A 19,901-nucleotide genomic window follows, 5' to 3' on the forward strand; every position below is an offset into this window, starting at 1 on the left:
CTATGCCACCGCGCCCCGCAAGCTTTCAGCCAGATACTCGGCCCACAGGCCGGCTATCCACTTCACCCCCTTTACGGTGAAGCGCGTCTGAGAAAAGGGATGGCGGCTTTCACTGGTGCCGGTATGGACTTCAAAACGTCCGGCATCCAGGTGCTGCCGATGAGGGGTCAGCACGCCGCCTAGGCGGTACATGATTTGGCGCTCCAGCAGGAACCGCCGAAAATCCGCCTCTTTGACCTTCAGCAGCTTGCAGACCTGGCGAAAGCCCATAGCCTCTTCCACCACGACATAGCGATCAAAAAAATCCGCTTTCGGCGCGATGAGGGCCACACGCCTTTCCAGGGCCTGGCGCCGCTCATACTCCTCGGCCCAGGCACGGGCGGCCACCGCCGGATTGGTAAAATCGGGCAGGTCGTGCTGCAACTCCCGTTCATGCCAGCGGTCGAGGACCAACGGCGTGAAGGACGGGGACAAACGCGCGATGACCATCAGCGAATCCCTCTTGTTCAACTGATATTCCTGACGGATTTTCCCCTCCCGCTGATAGTCCGATGTACATAACGGCTGGGGGAATCGCCGGCTGGTTTCCAGGCTTTTGATCAGGCGCGTCACTTCGCCATGAGGGGTCCCGGTCAAGTCGGCCAGTTCACGGCTGCTCATCGAGACCGTTTGATGAAGGGTTTCAAAACCCGCTGCGGATATCTTCATCTCGTTCACCACTTAGTGTCGGAAAGCTACAGCTCCTCATAGGGAGTTGGTTAAATATACAACACTACTGTGTATTTATCCAGCACTACGTTACAGGTTCAGGTAATCCCTGTGCATTGTTCATGGGTGCCAAGCGCAGGCACCGAGGGCTTTACGGGCTATAACGCACAGGTTTGATCCTGGTTGGACAAGGTATTGATAGCGATTTACCCAATCATCAGTCAGACAATAATCCCAACGGGACGCTGATTTATGCCTTTAACCACCCTTTTAATTGGGCATGCTGCAACAGCATGATGGTTTTTCCGTCCCGGATGCGTCCGTCCCGCACCATTGCCAGGGCTTCGCCAAAGGTCAATTCCACCACCTCAATATCCTCGTCCTCAATGCCGCCGCCCTCATTATCGCGGCTGGACTCGTCATATTCAGCGGCGAAGAAATGCACAATTTCGGTTACGCCTCCGGGAGACATATAGGCGGAGAACAATTTCTCCACTTTACCCACGGCGTAACCGGTTTCTTCTATCGCCTCGCGCCGGATGCACTCTTCCGGCGAATCGTCATCCAGCAAACCGGCGCAGGTTTCCAACAGCATCCCGGTGGGATTGCCGTTCATATAGGTAGGCATACGGAATTGCCGAATCAGCACCAGCGTATTTTTCAGGCTGTTATACAACAAAATAGTGGCGCCATTGCCCCGGTCATAGACTTCGCGCATCTGCTGTACGGCGGTGCCGTCTTTTTTTTGCAGGCTGAATACCAATTTGCGCAGGACGAACCAGTGATCGGATAACAACTTATTTTCCAGTATTTTAATATTTAACGGCATAGCGCCCTCTATAATCCGACAGAATGCGATGTAAGTGTGATCGGGATCATAACTCAATGTCCAGCATAGACGGGAGCGATTCACGGCAAAAATCATCAACCGGGTTGAGTAATATAAGAAATAATGGCTTTACCGGGCGGGTATTAGTGACGAAGGAAGATAATGTGCGTTGATCACTTTTTTACACTATCTCCTTTTTTTCTCCACGTTTTCTCACGTACTAACGCGTAAAGTACTACGGCGATGGCGCCTCGCATGCATGTCGCCTCACAATAACAGACCAGTCGCCTTGAGGTTTAGATTGAATGGCTAACTTTTTTATTGATCGCCCGATTTTCGCCTGGGTTTTGGCAATCATTGTCTGTTTAACCGGTACATTGGCCATTTTTACGCTGCCGATCGAGCAATATCCCAAATTGACGCCGCCCACCATCCGCATCACCTCCAAATATCCCGGTGCTTCCGCCAAGACGCTGGAAAATACCGTCACGCAAATTATCGAACAAAATATGACGGGCCTGGATAATTTGCTTTATATGGCGTCCCAAAGCAGTAACTCCGGACAGGCCACCACCACGCTGACGTTTGAGGCGGGGACCAATCCCAACGAAGCCATGCAGGAAGTGCAAAACCAACTGCAGGTTGCGCAGCACCGCTTGCCCCAGGCGGTTCAGACCCAGGGGATTACCGTCACCAAAACCGGCGACAGCAACCTGATGATGATAGCGTTTGTGTCCACCGACGGCTCCATGAACAAAGCCGATATTGCGGACTATATGGTGAGCCATCTGCAGGAACCCCTTAGCCGGGTCAACGGCGTGGGCGAAATTGATGCCTACGGTTCGCAATTCTCCATGCGTATCTGGCTAAATCCGGACAAGCTAAACAGTTTTCAACTCACCACCGACGATGTCGTGACGGCCATCGAGTCGCAAAACAGCCAGGTGGCGGTGGGTCAGCTCGGCGGTACGCCATCGGTGGACAAGCAGGCGCTGAACGCCACCATAAACGCCCAGTCGCAGTTACAGACCCCGGAGCAGTTTCGCGCCATTACCCTTAGGGTTAACAGCGACGGTTCGGTGGTTACCCTTGGCCAGGTGGCGGATATCGAGCTGGGCTCGGAAAACTACGATTACCTCAGTACCTATAACGGCATGCCCGCCGCCGGCATGGGGGTGAAACTGGCCTCCGGCGCCAATGAGCTGGAAACCAACGTCAATGTCAAAAAGCGGCTGGCGGAGCTGGCTCCCTACTTTCCACGCGGTTTGAAAGCCGAAATCGCCTATGAAACCGCCCCCTTCGTCACCGCCTCCATTGAAGATGTGGTGAAGACCTTGCTGGAAGCCATTCTGCTGGTATTCCTGGTCATGTACCTGTTCCTGCAGAATTTCCGCGCCACGTTAATTCCCACCATCGCCGTGCCGGTGGTGCTGCTGGGCACCTTTGCCATACTGGCCTCCTTCGGTTTTACCATCAATACCCTGACCATGTTCGCCGTGGTATTGGCCATCGGCCTGCTGGTGGACGATGCCATCGTGGTAGTGGAAAACGTGGAACGGGTAATGAACGAGGAACATTTATCGCCGCGGGACGCCACCCGAAAATCCATGGGACAAATCCAGGGCGCCCTGGTGGGGATCGCCTTGGTGCTGTCGGCGGTGTTTGTGCCCATGGCGTTTTTCGGCGGCACCACCGGGGCGATTTACCGGCAATTCTCCGTGACCATCGTCTCGGCGATGGTGCTCTCGGTTTTGGTGGCCCTGATTTTAACTCCCGCCCTGTGCGCCACGCTGCTAAAACCGGTGAAAAAAGAGGATCACCACGAGAAGAAGGGCTTCTTCGGCTGGTTTAACCGCTGGTTCGACAAAGGGGCCAACCGTTACCAGCGCGGCGTTACCAATATCCTCCAGCGCAGCGCCCGCTGGCTGCTGCTGTATGCCCTTTTGCTCGGCGGCATGGTGCTGCTGTTCCTGCACCTGCCCACCTCGTTTCTGCCCACGGAAGACCTCGGGGTATTAATGGCCCAGGTGCAGCTTCCCACCCAGGCCACCCAGCAACAGACGTTAAAAGTGGTGGGCAAGGTAGAACAGTATTTCCTGACCAAGGAAAAGGACAACGTCCTGTCGGTATATTCCACTATCGGCACCGCGCCTGGGGGCAACGGACAAAACGTCGCGCGGATGTTTATCCGGCTAAAACCCTGGGATGAGCGGGCCAGCAGTTCGACGCGCTCCGCCGCCGCCATCATCGAACGGGCCACCAAGGCCTTCGCCAAAATCCCGGAAGCCCAGGTGCTGGCCAACAACCCGCCGGCCATCTCCGGTCTGGGCAATGCCGCCGGCTTTGATATGGAACTGGAAGATCATGCCGGCCTGGGGCACGCTCAGCTGATGGCGGCTCGGGATGAGCTGCTGGCCAAGGCCAACGCCTCGCCTCTGCTTACCCGTATGCGGCATAACGGTCTGGATGACAGCCCGCAGCTGCAAATCGATATCGATCAGCGCAAAGCGCAGACATTGGGCGTTTCCATTGATGATATTAACGACACGCTGCAAACCGCCTGGGGGTCGACCTACGTTAATGACTTTATCGATCGTGGGCGTATCAAACGCGTTTATGTGCAGGCGGCGGCGGAATACCGGATGTTGCCCGGCGATATCAACCACTGGTATGTCCGCAACGGCAGCGGCACCATGGTGCCCTTTTCCGCCTTTGCCACCTCGCATTGGGAATATGGTTCACCTCGTCTGGAACGCTATAACGGCCTCTCCTCGCTGGAAATCGTCGGTGAGGCCGCCGCGGGCGTCAGTAACGGTACGGCGATGGATCTGATGGAAAAACTGGTGGCGCAATTGCCCACCGGCTTTGGACTGGAGTGGACGGCAATGTCCTACCAGGAACGCCTCTCCGGCTCGCAGGCGCCGGCGCTGTACGCCATCTCCCTGCTGGTGGTATTTCTGAGCCTGGCGGCGCTGTATGAAAGCTGGTCCATTCCTTTCTCGGTCATGCTGGTGGTGCCGTTGGGGGTAATCGGCGCGCTGCTGGCCACCTGGCTGCGCGGTCTGGAAAACGATGTTTATTTCCAGGTGGGATTACTCACCGTTATCGGCCTGTCGGCGAAAAACGCCATATTGATTGTCGAGTTCGCCAATGAGCTGCATCTCAGAGGCCAGGGGCTGGTGGAAGCAACGCTGCACGCTTCGCGCATGCGCCTAAGACCCATCCTGATGACCTCGATGGCTTTTGTCTTCGGGGTCATGCCGATGGCGCTCAGCACCGGCGCGGGGTCCGGCAGCCAGCACGCGGTGGGGACCGGGGTTATCGGCGGCATGCTTTCCGCCACCATCCTGGCCATCGTGTTTATCCCGCTGTTTTTCGTTTTGATTCGCCGGCGCTTCCCGTCCCATACGCAGCCGCATCCCGAGTCAAACATTCAGCTGTTAACGGAAAACAGCGAGCATCCGGAGCCGTAAGCTGAAAAGGCGTGGACGTAGAAATGATAAAGGCCGCTCCGATGGGGCGGCCTTTATTCTAGAGATGTTATTTTCAAGGTGTTCAAAATTACATAAATATAAAATTGGGGCCTTGTTTTCGGCATATGTTTACTTGCGTAACATTGCTTCAATAAAATCTTTCCAGTTACCTAACTCTGTATCAATCATACCTGCCTCTCTGTTCTTGTGCGCTTATTATACAAATACGCCGTGAAAAGAGAAGAGCCGCCGGGATAATTTTAGTATATTTCTCGAGCTGCTTCACAAAACGAATTTGCATATTAGAATTAATGCACTATCCTGATGCATTTTCATCATCCAGGTTACAGAACATATCACTACGGGTTAAGACTATGCTGCCGCAAACCCCATTGGCCGGTCAGCGTCAGCGCGTATCTGCCGGGCCTGGCACCGCCTTTCCCGATAAAAAACAGCGGGAGTGTATACATTGGCCCGATAAATCTCAGGCATTTGCCCTAAGGCGGTTTTATTAATATTCCTAATCGAATGCCAAATTTACGCGTTTTTATTAACAATACACAGCATTAATGAAAGTTATTTCCTCTTCCGATTGCCGCAGCGGCCGATTTATGCGAAAAGCGACAATTATATACCCCTTCCTTTTTATTACCTGATTAATAACACCACCGGCCCCCTGGTCGAAAATATCATTATATTTAATAAGGTCATTAGCGGGATTATGCCTGATGTAGGAATTAAATCAGTTTAAAACCCTGGTTATGACAATGAGCGGAAGGCTATTGTCCTGGGAAAGACGTCTCCCCATTGACCGTCCAAAGCCGAGAGGTTTACCCTTGTCTGGATTCATACTCCGTTTTCACGCATTATGAAGGTCATTCTGATAAAGGTAGCCTTTCCCCATGCATGAGCAAGATGTCTCATTAACGATCTACGGAATTAAAAACTGCGATACGATGAAAAAGGCCCGACGCTGGCTCGACGAGGCGCAGCTTCCCTACCGGTTTCATGATTACCGGGCCGACGGCGTAACCAGCGAACTGCTGCAGGGCTTTATCCGGCGGACCGACTGGCGAGTGCTGCTGAATACCCGCGGCACCACCTGGCGCAAGCTCAGCGAGGAGCAGCGCAGGCAGGCCGAAGATGCCGCCGGGGCGCTGGCATTGATGTTAAGCCAGCCGGCCATTATCAAACGTCCGGTTTTGCAGCGGCAGGACGGCGCCCTGCTGGTGGGTTTTGACCCGGCGGAGTATCAGAAATTTACCGGCCGGGGGGTGTAATATGGCCTGTCCGGTTCTGGAATTAACCCAACAGCTTATCAGGCGGCCTTCCCTGAGTCCCGACGATGCGGGCTGCCAGGCGCTGCTGATATCCCGTCTTCAGGCTGCCGGTTTCACCGTTGAGCCGATGCCGTTCGGCGATACCCTGAACTTTTGGGCCTGGCGCGGCGAGGGGCGGACCCTGGCCTTTGCCGGCCATACCGACGTGGTTCCGGGCGGCAACGGGGAGCACTGGTTTACGCCTCCCTTCGAACCCGCTCTGCGCGACGGTATGCTATACGGCCGGGGCGCCGCCGATATGAAAGGTTCGCTGGCCGCCATGACCGTGGCCGCCGAGCGCTTTGTCGCCCAGCATCCGGATCATCGGGGACGGCTGGCGTTTCTTGTCACCTCCGATGAGGAAAGCACCGCCGTCAATGGCACGGTAAAGGTGGTGGAAGCGCTGATGGCGCGCGGAGAACATCTGGATTATTGCCTGGTGGGAGAACCTTCAAGCCACCGGCATGTCGGGGATATCGTGAAAAACGGCCGGCGCGGTTCCCTGACCGCCAATCTGGTGGTCCAGGGTATCCAGGGCCATGTGGCCTATCCGCAATTGGCGGATAATCCGGTGCATCGCGCCATACCGGCGCTGAATGAACTGGTATCCACCGTCTGGGATCGGGGCAATGCGTTTTTCCCCCCCACCACGATGCAGATTGCCAATATCCAGGCCGGCAGCGGCAGCAATAACGTGATCCCCGGTGAGCTCAAGGTGCAGTTTAATTTCCGCTTCAGCACCGAGCTGACCGACGGACAAATCCGATCCCAGGTGGAGGCCTTGCTGCAGCGCCACGGCCTGCGCTACAGCCTTGACTGGTGGTTATCCGGCCAGCCTTTTCTTACCGCCCGCGGCGAACTGGTGGAGGCGGTGGTCAACGCGGTGGAGCATTACCAGGAATTCACCCCTTCCCTGGAAACCACCGGCGGCACGTCGGACGGCAGATTTATTGCCCGCCTGGGCGCCCAGGTGGTGGAGCTGGGGCCGGTGAACGCCACCATCCATAAAGTGAATGAGTGCGTCAGCGCCGCCGACCTGCAATTGCTGAGCCGAATGTATCAGCGCATTATGGAGCAATTGGTCCTATGATGACCCCGGATATGCTTACCGGCCAAACCGACCGGCATGTGATCCTCCTTTCCGAGGGGCATCGTCTGCAATCGGAGGCCGCGGCCGCGTTTAACGGCCTGCGGCAGGCCGGCAGATTGCAGGGATTCAATCTGCGGCCCGCCAGCAGTTTTCGCGATTTTGACCGGCAATTGGCTATCTGGAATGGAAAATTTCACGGTCGGCGACCATTATTAGATAAAGAGAGCCGTCCGCTGGACAGTCAAAGCCTGAGCGTACCGGAGCGTTGTGAAGCCATATTGCGCTGGTCGGCCCTGCCCGGCACCAGCCGCCACCATTGGGGCAGCGACGTTGACGTTTACGATCCCGATCTGCTGCCCGCCGGCCGCACATTGCAATTGACCCCGGCGGAGTATCAGCCCGGGGGCTATTTCGCCCCGTTGACCGAGTGGTTAACCGAACATATGGCGGACTATGGTTTTTATCGTCCTTACGCCCGCGATCGCGGCGGTGTCGCCATAGAACCCTGGCATCTGAGTTATCGTCCGCTGGCCTGCCAGGCCGAATGCTTGTTAACGCCGGACATTGTGTCGGCGTCATGGAAAGAGTATGAAGTGGCGGGGTCAACGTGGATTCTTCCGCAGTTACCGGCCATTTTTCGCCGTTATATCGGCAATGTCGATAAGGAGTAATATCATGGAATGGTTGGCGAAATATTGGTGGATCATCTTGATCCTGCTGGCGGGCATGCTGATTTCCGGTATCAAGGAACTGCGCCGGGTGGATGTCAAGCGCTACCTTAAAGACAAGCCGGAGTTGCCGCCCCATCGGGACAATAACGCCAAATGGGATGAGGACGATGACTGGCCGAAAAAGAAATAGCCGCCGGCCGGGGAACCACCAGGACTTTTTAGATATCGCTTACGTCTGCCAGGTAGCCGCCGGGTTCACTTACCCGTCGCCAGATGCCGCAGGCTTTTTCATCCAGCGACAGCAGCGCCGCCGCGGTTTCCTCCCGCCGGTGGATCAATAACGCCTTTTTGCCGGTAACGCCGATGCGGGTCACCATCTCGGCGTCGCCGAGCCGCTGCTCCAACTCGCCGCGCAGGGCCGGCAGCGGCAGCGGGGAGAGCCGCAGCAGACGCAGCAACGCGGCCCGGCAGGCTTCCGGCGGCCGGTGGGCAAAGGCAAAACCGGCCAGATCCCGCCAGTCGCCATCATCCAGTTCCCATCCGCCATCATCAGTCGATAGCCTCTGTGCCCGGGCGAATCTCACCTCTGCCCGCTGCGTCATTCGCTGCCCGGCGGCGCTGAGGGGCAGCAGCGCCATGGCGCTATAGCATCCGCTGCTGGCCTCAAGACGGGATCCGATATGGACTAACCTAAATCCGGACGCCTGCCAGAATTGCCGCAACTCATCGGTGAGGCCGAAACTCACCGACAGGAAATCCAGGCCGTCTTCCGCCGCCCGCATACGCGCCTGGCGCAATAATTCCCGCCCCACGCCCCGGCGACGGTGAGCGGCGGCCACCGCTATCCGGCTTACCCGGCGGGATAGCAGCTGCGCCGCGGTCCGGATGCCGCCATGAGCCGCCAGGGACTGCGCCACCAGATTGCCCGGCGGGCGGCGTCGTCCCGCCCAAACCTCATGGGCCATCTCGGGCGTTAAACCGCCCTCGTCCACCGTCCATAGCCCGCCAATCACTGCATCCTGGCTACGTGCGACAATAAAATGCTGGCCGGGGGCATCCATCAGGCGGCGCAGATCCAGCGGCGAGGTGCGGTAGTGGGCGCCGGTAAGCAAATCGTAAAACGCCCTCAGGGTCTGCGGATGCCGCTCCCAGCTCTCCTGCCCCGGCTCGCTAAAAGACGGCGCGCCGCCATAATATCCGGATGAACGGTCTTGCGCCGGCTCGTCGCCATGATGATGTAGTGACAGGTCTTGCGCCGGCTCGACGCCACCAGGTTCCTGCGGAGCCGGGATGGGCACAGGTCCGGCGGAGTCCGGCGGGTTGCACGATAAGCGAGGGTTGCCGCCGCCCCCGGATGAAACGGGATCCAGCAGCAGCGCCTCCGCCAGCCAGGATTCCAACGGATCGGCGGCGGCCCAGCGCAGCGGCTGTTGTAGTGTCAGACTGTGCCACTGCGGCAGCGAGGCGCAGAACTTCAGCAGAAACCCGCGGCCGGTGCCTTCGTAGCCCTGTACCGTGGTGGTCAGCAAGACCCGTGGAAAATAGCTTATCAGCTGCCGCAATAACGGCAGAGGAATGGCGGCGGCCTCATCCACCAGCAGCCAGTCCGCGGCCGGATGGGTGCGGCAATGCTCCAGCAGCGCATCGGGCGAGAAAAACCTGGCCCGGTTCGCCGCGTATTGCGCCAGCACATCGGCGGCCTGCCTGGCCGGGGCCGCCACCCAACAGCGTGCCTTGGTCCCGGCCGCCAGCATGCCGGCCAGGGTGGATTTGCCGCGCCCGCGCGGGGCGGTCAACACATAAATGCCGCTCTGCGCCGCCAGGAGCCGTTCCAGCAGGGCTTGTTGTTCAACCGTCGGTCCACCCTTGGGCGGCTGCCACCGGGGCCGCGCCGCCCACACCGGCAGCGAAGGGGTTTGATGCTGCCTAAACAGCGCCGTTTCATGGCAGTGCTGCAGGCTGTGCTGGAAATGATGAATAAATGAAGGGGTGGCGATAGGCTCGGGCTGTTCGCTCCAGCGCAGGGAATCCCGGTCGGGCAGCAAGGGCCAGTCATCCCAGGGGGGGGTGAGCAAAACCAGCCAGCTGCCGGCGGTGAGCATCCCGGCCAATGCCGCCAGGGCGTCCGCCGCCAGACCGGTGCGGGCGTCGAAGACCCCATGCTGAAACTCGCGTCCCAGCAGGGATTTAATGGCGGCCGGGGTAACCGTGATACCGGCGCCGTCTTCCGCCCGGCCAACCCAAAGCCAATCGCCGGGCAACAGCTGGCGCAGCTCGCGGACCAGCGAAGCGCTCCAAAGCGGGTCGCCGCTTAATACCAGCAGCCGCCGGATGCCGGAACGGCGCATGGATGCCGCGGTCTCGGCCAACCAGTCCGCCATAGCAGGCGACAGGCCGGGCATATCAATGTTTGCCAATCACTAATGACAAAAGACCGGCGGCAATCAACGGGCCTACCGGCACGCCGCGCAGCAGCGCCACCCCAAGCACCGTGCCCACCAGCAGGCCGGCCACCACCGAAGGCTGGCTCGACATCAGGGAAACACCGCGGCCGCCCAGCCAGGAAACCAGCACCCCGATCAAAATGGCCAGCAGGGATTTCCAATGCAAAAAAGAGTGCATGACGCTGCTGGCGGAAATCGTGCCGCTGGCTATGGGGGCCATAACACCGATGGTCAGGATGATAATACCGAGGGTCAGTCCCTGCTTTTCCACCCAGGGAAAAAAATGGCTCAACGGGGTCAGACGGACGATAAGCAAGAACAGGATGGCCACCGTGACGGTGTTGTTATGGCTGATAATGCCCAGTGCCGCCAGCGCCAGTAAAATCAGTAGCGTCGGATCCAAAAAAGTCATGAGAATTTCATCCCGGATTATCATACAGGGCAAAACGCCGCCAGCGCGGCGGCAACGGCCCGTCACTCTTGCTCTCCCGCCCGCCGGCGGGTCTGTTTATGCCGGTACCCGCCGGGGGAGCGCTGGGCTCAACGCGCCGGCGGTACCATTACGCCGCCTCACAGAGGTAGAGGGAAACGATTGCGTGTCAGTCCAGTTCAACGCCGATACGGTGTGCGACTTCCTCATAGGCTTCAATCACGCCGCCCAGACTTTGACGGAAACGATCCTTGTCCATCTTATTGAGAGTGGCTTTATCCCACAAACGGCTGCCGTCCGGCGAGAATTCATCGCCGAGCACCACCTCGCCCTGGAACAAACCGAATTCCAGCTTGAAATCCACCAGGATCAGGCCCGCATCGTCAAAAATCTTGCTCAAAACGTCATTGGCCTGATAGGTCAACTGCTTCATACGGGCCAGATGCGCTTCGCTCGCCCAGCCGAAGGTGGCGCAGTAAGATTCGTTAATCATCGGATCGTGCATGGCGTCGTTCTTCAAAAACATATCGAACAGCGGCGGATTGAGGATCTCGCCTTCTTTGATGCCCAGACGTTTCACCAGGGATCCGGCCGCGCGGTTGCGCACGACGCACTCTACCGGAATCATGGATAATTTTTTAACCAGTACCTCGGTATCCGACAACAGGCGGACCATTTGCGTGGGAATACCGGCTTCGGCGAGTTTGGTCATGATAAAATAGTTGAATTTATTATTAACCAAGCCCTTACGCTCGAATTGTTCAATACGTTGGCCATCCAATGCTGACGTATCATTGCGGAATTCTAAAATCAGCAAATCCGGATCCTGGGTGGTATAGACCGTTTTCGCCTTTCCGCGATACAACTCAGCTAACTTTTGCATCTTGATTCACTCCAATTGCAAATAACGCTTAACGATAAAAAAAAGGGGCGCCGGCCCCTTTTTTGGATTAGTGGGTAGACGACTTGCTGAGAGCCGCCTGGAATACCTGCACCAGGGCGTCGTTTTGCGACTGGGTGAGGGTATGGCCTTTGGGATCGGTAAACTGCAGGGTGCTGCGGTTGCCCAGATCTCCCACCTGCAGCTTGTAATCGCCGTTAACCAGGCCGGGGTCTTTGGCGCCCAGGTCATCCCAGGTACCGCTGCTCGGAGAATCATAGGTGACGGAGATGGTCCCCAGCGGACGGCTGGTATCCTTCACCTTCATGCCGATCTTATCCAGCGCCGACGGCAGATGCTGCCACACCACCGCATAGGATGAGCGCACCACCAGCAGCGGCAGACCGGAGTCATCCGCCCCGCTTTCAACGCTTAAATCGGCGGTCTGGCCGGATATCCGGCTCTTGTCCTGATCCTCGTTGAGCTGTTCGAGCCCCTGCGCCACGCTGTTCAGCATCGACACGGTGTAACGCTGGACCATGGCCGGCGCCGCCACCGGGTTGTTTTGCTGTTCAAGCGCCAGTGACTTAACCATCAGCGAGGTTTGATAACCCTCGGTACGCAGGCTCACCTGGTAGCGGCCGCGATATTGCACATCCTCGTCGGCACGGGACCATTGCACCCAATCGGTGTTTAATGTCTGGTCGGCGTCCTGGCGGGAGGCGATGGTGTAGCCCTTGCTTTGCACCACACCCACGACCCGCGACCACAAATCCCGGGCCTGCGCGCTGTTTTCAATCTGGATGACCGCGGTATCGCCGCTATACTGCGAACGGGAACCGTCCAACAAAGCCAATGGCTGCGCCGGCGGCCGGACATCCAGTTCCTTGCCTACCTGGCCTTTCAGCGATCCGGGGGGTACTTCGTAATCCCCGTTCTCAACGGGCAGAATCATACCGGATGGACTGTTAAGCGCGCTAAGTGCCGGTGCCTGCAGGTAATCTTCATTGCCGTTTACCTGACGTTTATAACGCTGATCGCTGGTACAGGCCGCAAGCAGCATGAACAACGACGCGCCCACCACTTTTGCCACCACCGACTTTTGTAATGAATAAGCCATCAATTCTCCCTAACAGAGTTACAGCAAACCGGCATCCGTTAACGCTTGTTCAACAACACGGCTATCATTCTCGGTCAGCGGCGTCATCGGCAAACGTAACGTATCGGTTGCCATTAATCCCAATGCTTTACAGGCCCACTTAACGGGAATTGGGTTGGATTCTATAAATAATTTCTGATGCAACGGCATCAGGCGCTGATTCAACCGGCGCGCTTCAAGAAAATTGCCCTGCGCCGCCAGCGCGCACATTTGCGCCATTTCGCGGGCGGCGACGTTCGCCGTGACGGAAATCACGCCCCTGCCGCCCAGTTGCATGAAGTCCAGCCCAGTGGAATCGTCCCCGCTGAGCAGGATAAAATCATCATCAACCAGCTCTTGGATCTGGCTGACACGGTTTAAGTTCCCCGTGGCTTCTTTTACCGCGACGATATTTTTAATTTTGGACAAACGCGCAATCGTGGGCGGCAACATATCACAACCGGTACGCGACGGCACATTATACAGGATTTGCGGCAAGTCTGTGTGTTCGGCGATCGCCTTGAAATGCTGGAACAGGCCTTCCTGGGTCGGTTTGTTGTAATAAGGCGTCACCGTCAGGCATCCCACCACGCCGCTGTTGTTAAAACGCTGCGTCAGGCAAATCGCTTCCGAGGTTGAATTGGCGCCGGTGCCGGCGATCACCGGGATGCGGCCGTCGCTCAGTTCCAGGGTCCGCATCACCACTTCGCCATGCTCATCGTGGCTCAGGGTGGATGACTCGCCGGTGGTGCCGACGGAGACTATCGCCGACGTTCCGCTGGCGACATGATAATCGATTAATTTTTTTAAACTCGCCCAATCGACGGCACCCTTGTCATCCATTGGTGTAACCAGTGCAACTATGCTTCCCGTAAACATTGACCATCCCCTCCACAAACAGGTTATTCATGGTACTTTTGTCACCTATCCAAAAGCAAGCAAACATCGGTCATGTAAGCCCTTGGCAGCAGGTTTTTTTTAGGGTTACCATGTAAATCACATCTCGCTGGACAGGAAGCGCAATTTTGCCGCAGCAACAACAACATTATCTGGTCATCACCGCGCTGGGCACCGACCGTCCCGGTATTGTCAATACCATCACCCGGCATGTCAGCGGGTGTGGCTGTAATATTGAAGATAGCCGCCTCGCCATGCTGGGGGAAGAATTCACGCTGATCATGTTGTTATCCGGCAGTTGGAACGCCATCACGCTTATCGAATCCACCCTGCCCCTCCAGGGTGTCGACCTGGATTTGCTTATCGTGATGAAACGAACCGTCGCCAGTGAACAAAAAGAGACGCCCACCACGGTCTGGGTTAAGGTGGAAGTGGAGGATTCCCCCCACCTGATTGAGCGTTTTACCGATTTGTTCGACAGCCATCATATGAATATCGCCGAGCTGGTTTCCAAAACGCAGCCGGCTCAGGGTGAACATCCGCCGCGGCTTTATATCCAGATTACCGCCCATGGCTCGTCGGATCGGCCGGTGGGAGAGATCGAAGATACGTTTCATCAACTCTGTACAGAACTGAATGCGCAAGGCAGTATTAGTGTTGTGAATCATCCAAAGAATTAATAGATAGATGGAGTATTGCAATGACGCCACTGAAAGCCGGTGATACTGCGCCGAAATTTAGCTTGCCCGATCAGGACGGTGAACAGGTTAGTCTGACCGACTTCCAGGGACAAAAAGTATTGGTTTACTTTTATCCCAAGGCCATGACCCCTGGCTGTACCGTGCAAGCCTGCGGGCTGCGTGATAATATGGACGAACTGCATAAATCGGGCGTGGAAGTTCTCGGCATCAGCACCGACAAACCGGAAAAGCTGTCGAAATTCGTTGAGAAAGAACTGCTTAATTTCACCCTGTTGTCCGATGCCGATCACAGCGTGGCCGAAGAATTCGGCGTATGGGGTGAAAAATCCTTTATGGGTAAAACCTATGACGGCATACATCGCATTAGCTTCCTGATCGGACTCGACGGCAAGATTGAGAAGGTGTTCGACGACTTCAAAACCAGTAACCATCACGATATCGTGCTGGCCTACCTTAAAGGCGCCTGATTCATCATGCCGGCCATGATTGTCCGGCCTGCGGGCCGGTCAGTGCTTGCCGGCGCGAAAAAAAGCCAGAACGCTTAGTTGCCGTCGCTGTCAAAGACTGTATCGCTACGGCTCAGGTAGAGGATGGAGTTTATGCTACCAAGGATGAAAAACAGCCTTATCGCCGGCCTGCTGGCCGCCATGGCCCTGACCTATTGCCCGTTTCTGTTGGCTGATGATTCGGACCAGTTGCCCGATATGGGCACCACGGCCGGCAGCACGCTGAGCATCGGCCAGGAAATACAGATGGGGGATTTTTATGTCCGTCAGTTGCGCGGCAATTCGCCCCTGATTAACGACCCCCTGCTCGAGGCCTATATCAACCATCTGGGCAACATTCTGGTGTCCCATGCCCATTCGGTGAATTTCCCGTTTCACTTCTTCCTGATCCGCAACGACGAACTGAACGCCTTTGCCTTTTTCGGCGGCAACGTGGTGGTGCATTCGGCGATATTCCGCTATACCGATAACGAAAGCCAGCTAGCCTCGGTGCTGGCCCATGAAATATCCCATGTGACCCAGCGCCACCTGGCGCGCGCCATGGAAGATCAAAAACGCAGCGCGCCTCTGACCTGGGCCGGCGCGCTGGGGTCCATATTGCTGACCATGGCTAACCCGCAAATGGGCATGGCGGCGCTCAGCGGTACCCTCGCCGGGACGCAGCAGGGAATCATCAGCTTTACCCAGGGCAACGAGCAGGAAGCGGATCGCGTCGGCATTCAGGTGTTGCAGCGCTCCGGTTTTGATCCGCAGGCCATGCCTGATTTTTTGCAAAAGCTGGCGGACGATACCCATTATTCCACTACCCCGCCGGAAATGCTGTTGACCCACCCCCTGCCGATGAGCCGCCTGGCGGATATCCGCAACCGGGCCAACCAGATGCGGCATGTGGTGATGGATTCGTCACAGGACTTTTATCTGGCCAAGGCGCGGATTCTCGGCATGTACAGCACCACCAACAACGTTCTGGGGGACGACACCCTCACCCACTGGAAAAAGGGCAACGCGCGTCAGCAAATCGCCGCGCAATATGGTGAAGCGGTGCTGTTTCTAGAGGCGAAAAAATACGACGATGCCCGCCGATCCCTGCAACCGCTGCTCAGCAAACAGCCGGCCAGTATCTGGTTCGTGGATTTGATGACCGATATCGACCTGGCGCAGCAGCGCGCGCCTCAGGCCATTGCCCGGCTGGAGGCGCTGGTAAAGGTACAGGACAATTCCGCCAATCCGGTTTTGCTGCTTAATCTGGCGAACGCTTACGTGGAAGGCCATCGTTATAATGATGCCATCCATCTTCTTAACCGTTACACCTTCAATCATCAAGACGATACCAACGGCTGGGATCTCCTGGCGCAAGCCTGCGCCGGCTTGGGAATGAGGGATCAGGAACTGGCGGCGCGCGCGGAAAGCCTGGCGCTGAACGGCCAGCTCGATCAGGCCGTCCGGGCATTAAGCAATGCCAGCTCGCTGGTGAAATTGGGCAGTCTGCAACAGGCCCGTTACGATGCCCGGATCGATCAGCTGCGGGATTTGGAAAAACGCTTCAAGCCTTACCAGAAATCCTGAGGGCAGGACGCCCTGAGCTTGTTGACAAAATGCCCGGTCGGAACAGGCTGCCAGATCGTAAACACGCCGTGAATACATCCTTGTAGGCTCGATCCGCGCCATCCTTGGCGCGGACGGTTTACTCTTCCGGCAGCCTGTCCCGCCTTGTTGACTCCAAATACCTTTGTCGGCAGTCTGAGGGCGGGACGCCCTGTGGTTATCGACGGTTCGGGCGCCGTTGAGCGCCGCCTTTATAAATGCAAAATCTCTTTGACAAAGGGAATGGTCAGCTTGCGCTGGGCACTGATGGAGGCGTGATCGAGCTGATCCAGGGTTTGTGACAAGGTCCGCATATCCCGCTCCAGCCGTTTAAGCAGAAAACGGCTGACGTCTTCCGGCAGCTCGAAACCACGCAGTTTGGCCCGCAGCTGCAGGGCGGCGCCTTTCTCCTCGTCGGACAAAGGCTGAAGCCGGTAGATTTGTCCCCAATCCAGACGCGAGGCCAAATCCGGCAGGTTCAGTTTCAGCTGGCGCGGCGGGCAGTTGCCGCTGATGATGAGACGGGTTCGCCCGGTTTCCTGTATCCGGTTGTAGAGATTGAAAATAGCCATTTCCCAAGGCTCGTCACCGGCGATGCATTCAATATTATCAATGGTGACCAGCGCCAGTTGCTCCATGCCGTCCATTACCTCCGGCACGAACCAGGTCCGTTTATCCAGCGGCACATAGCCGACGGCTTCCCCGCGGCCGGAGAGTTCGGCGCAGGCGGCGTGCATCAAATGGCTGCGCCCGCCCCCCGTGCGGGACCAGAAGTAAAGATAACTCCCGTGCTCTTCGGTTAACATGCTGTGCAATGCCGCCAGCAGCGACAGATTTTCACCCGCATAAAAGCTGGCGAACGTTTCGTCATCTGGCAGATAAAGCGGTAAAGAGAGTTGTGCCGGCGTAGTCAGAATTACCTCAATGCAAACAGGCAGGATAACAGGTTTAGTTTAACATAAAATTCAAAAGGGGATAATATGGAAAGGATGGCTTGGCAAAGTTAATTTGCCTGATACATAATCCGTTTTTCCATAAGTAACTAGAAATCTTTTTTTATCATAACGCTCATTGGGAACGGCAAACCTCGTTTGTTCCGTGACAGGAGAGGCTTATCGTTCCCATGGGGTATTAATGGAATTGAAGTTTTTTTAAAACCATCCGATTAGCTATTTCAATGAATATTGCAGGGAGTAAAGAACATGAAACATCAGCCGTTGGAGTGCTCGGAAATCATAAATAACTTAAACAATCAGACCACATCGGCCGGCGCCCCGCCGTTATTAACGGTATTAATTATCCGGCTTGCCTACGTGAGCGGACATAGCAGGGAAGAGGTTGCCGCACTACTGCTTAAGCCGTATAAACAAGGGTTTATCAATACGAATGATGCTGAAATTATTACCCGGCATTTCCCGTTTTTAGAAAAGGTCGCCCTGAAACTGGATTTGATTAATTATACTATTACATTAATGGCCGCTTATATGGAAATAGAGGTGGCTTATGCCAAAGGAATAATCCTGCCAAGAAATATAGTGACGGATATTATGACAAGTTATCATTAATGGTCAGTCTGATAAAAGAATGAGTAATGTTTTATTCGACGACGGGCGAACGTAATGCCGTCAAGATACTGCATTCGTTCATGCGTTTCTGCCGGTAGCGGCGACGTAGCTCATAAAGCTTTATTTCCGGCACCGCCGGTGGGCTAATCCTTTCCTGCACCGCGGCAAGATGCCGCTCCAGCGGAAAATCAATATCAGGACAGGCGCGCTCCCTTCAACATGTCCGCTTCACGCGCGGCGATCGCGGGCCTACCGCGCCATGGGGCACTTCGGCCGCCGCCGGACGGCGGCTTCGGCCCCATTGTCACGGTCTCCCTTTAACATGTCCGCTTCACGCAGGGTGATCGCGGGTCTAGCGTTCCGGCTTTTCCAGATTGGCGGCGTCAAGGACCGGCGTGCTGTCAGCGTCGATTATCACTTCTTCACCGCGGACCAGGGTAATCACCTTGAATAGCAGGCTCAAGCCGATACCCACGACGGTAGCCAGGGCCATGCCCTTCAGTTCGGCGGCGCCGATATGTATTTTCGCGCCGCTGACGCCGATAATCAGGATGACCGAGGTCAGGATGAGATTTTGCGGCTTGTTATAATCCACTTTCGATTCAATCAGTACCCGGATCCCCGAGGCGGCAATCACCCCGTACAGCAGCAGCGAGACGCCCCCCATCACCGGGACCGGCACCGCCTGGATCGCCGCGGCAAGCTTGCCGATACATGACAATAGGATGGCGAATATCGCCGCGCCGCCGATTACCCAGGTGCTGTAAACCTTGGTGATGGCCATGACGCCGATATTCTCGCCGTAGGTGGTGTTGGGGGTGGAGCCGAAAAAGCCTGAAAGCATGGTGGAAACGCCATTGGCGAACATTGAACGATGCAGGCCGGGATCGCGCAGGAGATCGCGCTTGACGATATTGGCGGTGACCACCAGATGGCCGATATGCTCGGCAATCACCACCAGCGCCGCCGGCAGGATGGTCAGAATGGCCACCCATTCAAAACGCGGTGTGTAAAAGGTCGGCATGGCAAACCAGTGCGCGGCCGCCACCGGCGATAAGTCCACCGCGCCCATAAACCAGGCCAGGGCATAACCCGCCAGTACCCCGATAAGGATCGGGATAATCGCCAGGAAACCGCGGAACAGTACGGACCCCAGCACCGTCACCGCCAGGGTCACCATGGAAATGATGACGGTGGAGTGATCAACGCTTGCCCCGTCGGCAGGCAGTAGCCCCGCCATATTGGCCGCAACGCCCGCCAGTTCCAGGCCGATAACCGATACGATGGCTCCCATCGCCGCCGGCGGGAATACCACCTCGATCCAGCCGGTGCCGGCCACTTTGACAATCCATGCCACGATGCAAAACAGCGCGCCGCAGGCGATAAAGCCCCCGAGGGCCGATTCGTATCCCATCGGCAGCAGCAGCAGCACCGGCGATATAAAGGCAAAGCTTGACCCCAGATAGGCCGGGATTTTTCCTTTGCAAATGAACAGATACAGCAGGGTGCCGATGCCGTTGAACAACAGCACGGTGGCGGGATTGATTTTGAATAAAATCGGCACCAGGACGGTGGCGCCGAACATGGCGAACAGGTGTTGTAAGCTCAATGGGATGGTTTGCAGCAACGGCGGGCGTTCATCCACTGCGATGGCGCGACGGGTCAT

At 56.6% G+C, this 19,901-nt stretch carries 19 protein-coding genes; 9 read left to right on the forward strand and 10 right to left on the reverse strand.

Annotated features, from left to right (window positions below):
- Both ACL2XJ_RS27360 and nudK read right to left on the reverse strand, forming a co-directional pair.
- Nucleotides 1-708: a phage antirepressor KilAC domain-containing protein gene (locus ACL2XJ_RS27360; RefSeq protein ID WP_243701535.1), complete on the reverse strand. Its 708-nt coding sequence runs from the start codon at nucleotides 706-708 to the stop codon at nucleotides 1-3.
- A 250-nt stretch (nucleotides 709-958) separates the two neighbouring features.
- Nucleotides 959-1,537: a GDP-mannose pyrophosphatase NudK gene (gene nudK / locus ACL2XJ_RS27365; RefSeq protein WP_132926998.1), complete on the reverse strand. Its 579-nt coding sequence runs from the start codon at nucleotides 1,535-1,537 to the stop codon at nucleotides 959-961.
- Nucleotides 1,538-1,842: 305 nt separating this feature from the next.
- Between nudK and acrD the strand changes: the two genes are divergently transcribed.
- A complete protein-coding gene (gene acrD, locus ACL2XJ_RS27370) occupies nucleotides 1,843-5,010 on the forward strand; it encodes a multidrug efflux RND transporter permease AcrD (protein WP_413725183.1) in 3,168 nt (1,055 codons plus the stop codon).
- A gap of 129 nt (nucleotides 5,011-5,139) precedes the next feature.
- Here the strand turns inward: acrD and ypfM are convergent, their stop codons facing one another.
- Nucleotides 5,140-5,199, reverse strand: coding sequence for a protein YpfM (ypfM, locus tag ACL2XJ_RS27375; protein ID WP_132928056.1), 60 nt, complete (start codon nucleotides 5,197-5,199; stop codon nucleotides 5,140-5,142).
- Between the two features lie 713 nt (nucleotides 5,200-5,912).
- On the opposite strand from ypfM, the gene ACL2XJ_RS27380 reads away from it, so the two are divergent.
- From ACL2XJ_RS27380 to ACL2XJ_RS27395, 4 genes are read left to right on the forward strand one after another with little or no spacing between them, the layout of a single operon-like run.
- Nucleotides 5,913-6,290 (forward strand): ArsC family reductase, encoded by a 378-nt coding sequence (locus ACL2XJ_RS27380; RefSeq protein ID WP_413725184.1) that lies wholly within the window; start codon nucleotides 5,913-5,915, stop codon nucleotides 6,288-6,290.
- 1 nt (nucleotide 6,291) lies between these two features.
- Nucleotides 6,292-7,419, forward strand: coding sequence for a succinyl-diaminopimelate desuccinylase (gene dapE, locus ACL2XJ_RS27385; RefSeq protein WP_132926992.1), 1,128 nt, complete (start codon nucleotides 6,292-6,294; stop codon nucleotides 7,417-7,419).
- Nucleotides 7,416-8,090 (forward strand): M15 family metallopeptidase, encoded by a 675-nt coding sequence (locus tag ACL2XJ_RS27390; protein WP_413725185.1) that lies wholly within the window; start codon nucleotides 7,416-7,418, stop codon nucleotides 8,088-8,090. Before dapE ends, ACL2XJ_RS27390 begins: the two co-directional genes overlap by 4 nt.
- 4 nt (nucleotides 8,091-8,094) lie before the next feature.
- A complete protein-coding gene (locus ACL2XJ_RS27395; protein ID WP_132926988.1) occupies nucleotides 8,095-8,280 on the forward strand; it encodes a YpfN family protein in 186 nt (61 codons plus the stop codon).
- 28 nt (nucleotides 8,281-8,308) lie between these two features.
- On the opposite strand, the gene ACL2XJ_RS27400 is transcribed toward ACL2XJ_RS27395, so the two are convergent.
- The 5 genes from ACL2XJ_RS27400 to dapA all read right to left on the reverse strand — a co-directional run bounded on the left by ACL2XJ_RS27400 (nucleotide 8,309) and on the right by dapA (nucleotide 13,861).
- The gene (locus tag ACL2XJ_RS27400) at nucleotides 8,309-10,471 is read right to left on the reverse strand and encodes a tRNA(Met) cytidine acetyltransferase TmcA (RefSeq protein WP_413725186.1); all 2,163 of its coding nucleotides are present in this window, start codon (nucleotides 10,469-10,471) and stop codon (nucleotides 8,309-8,311) included.
- A 22-nt stretch (nucleotides 10,472-10,493) separates the two neighbouring features.
- Nucleotides 10,494-10,946, reverse strand: coding sequence for a DUF441 domain-containing protein (locus tag ACL2XJ_RS27405; RefSeq protein ID WP_132926985.1), 453 nt, complete (start codon nucleotides 10,944-10,946; stop codon nucleotides 10,494-10,496).
- A 187-nt stretch (nucleotides 10,947-11,133) separates the two neighbouring features.
- The gene (purC, locus tag ACL2XJ_RS27410; RefSeq protein ID WP_203523651.1) at nucleotides 11,134-11,847 is read right to left on the reverse strand and encodes a phosphoribosylaminoimidazolesuccinocarboxamide synthase; all 714 of its coding nucleotides are present in this window, start codon (nucleotides 11,845-11,847) and stop codon (nucleotides 11,134-11,136) included.
- Between the two features lie 67 nt (nucleotides 11,848-11,914).
- The gene (gene bamC / locus ACL2XJ_RS27415) at nucleotides 11,915-12,964 is read right to left on the reverse strand and encodes an outer membrane protein assembly factor BamC (RefSeq protein WP_132926981.1); all 1,050 of its coding nucleotides are present in this window, start codon (nucleotides 12,962-12,964) and stop codon (nucleotides 11,915-11,917) included.
- A gap of 18 nt (nucleotides 12,965-12,982) precedes the next feature.
- Nucleotides 12,983-13,861 (reverse strand): 4-hydroxy-tetrahydrodipicolinate synthase, encoded by an 879-nt coding sequence (dapA, locus tag ACL2XJ_RS27420; protein ID WP_132926980.1) that lies wholly within the window; start codon nucleotides 13,859-13,861, stop codon nucleotides 12,983-12,985.
- A gap of 146 nt (nucleotides 13,862-14,007) precedes the next feature.
- On the opposite strand from dapA, the gene ACL2XJ_RS27425 reads away from it, so the two are divergent.
- From ACL2XJ_RS27425 to ACL2XJ_RS27435, 3 genes are all read left to right on the forward strand, one after another.
- Nucleotides 14,008-14,559 carry a glycine cleavage system transcriptional repressor gene (locus tag ACL2XJ_RS27425; protein WP_413725187.1) on the forward strand — a complete coding sequence of 184 codons (552 nt, stop codon included), beginning with the start codon at nucleotides 14,008-14,010 and terminating at the stop codon, nucleotides 14,557-14,559.
- Between the two features lie 20 nt (nucleotides 14,560-14,579).
- A complete protein-coding gene (gene bcp, locus ACL2XJ_RS27430) occupies nucleotides 14,580-15,047 on the forward strand; it encodes a thioredoxin-dependent thiol peroxidase (protein WP_132926976.1) in 468 nt (155 codons plus the stop codon).
- Between the two features lie 132 nt (nucleotides 15,048-15,179).
- Nucleotides 15,180-16,652: a M48 family metalloprotease gene (locus ACL2XJ_RS27435; RefSeq protein ID WP_413725188.1), complete on the forward strand. Its 1,473-nt coding sequence runs from the start codon at nucleotides 15,180-15,182 to the stop codon at nucleotides 16,650-16,652.
- A gap of 230 nt (nucleotides 16,653-16,882) precedes the next feature.
- On the opposite strand, the gene hda is transcribed toward ACL2XJ_RS27435, so the two are convergent.
- Entirely contained in the window at nucleotides 16,883-17,596 is a 714-nt protein-coding gene (gene hda / locus ACL2XJ_RS27440) for a DnaA inactivator Hda (RefSeq protein ID WP_413726985.1), read from the reverse strand.
- Between the two features lie 276 nt (nucleotides 17,597-17,872).
- Here hda and ACL2XJ_RS27445 point away from each other — a divergent pair, with 276 nt between their 5' ends.
- On the forward strand, nucleotides 17,873-18,235 hold the full coding sequence (locus tag ACL2XJ_RS27445; protein ID WP_413725189.1) for a hypothetical protein: 363 nt from the start codon (nucleotides 17,873-17,875) through the stop codon (nucleotides 18,233-18,235).
- A gap of 352 nt (nucleotides 18,236-18,587) precedes the next feature.
- Here ACL2XJ_RS27445 and uraA read toward each other — a convergent pair whose 3' ends face one another.
- Nucleotides 18,588-19,901, reverse strand: a complete 1,314-nt coding sequence (uraA, locus tag ACL2XJ_RS27450; RefSeq protein WP_132926969.1) for a uracil permease — start codon at nucleotides 19,899-19,901, stop codon at nucleotides 18,588-18,590.

The organism is Sodalis sp. RH16 (genome assembly GCF_047324245.1).
Lineage (GTDB): Bacteria > Pseudomonadota > Gammaproteobacteria > Enterobacterales > Enterobacteriaceae > Acerihabitans > Acerihabitans ligni.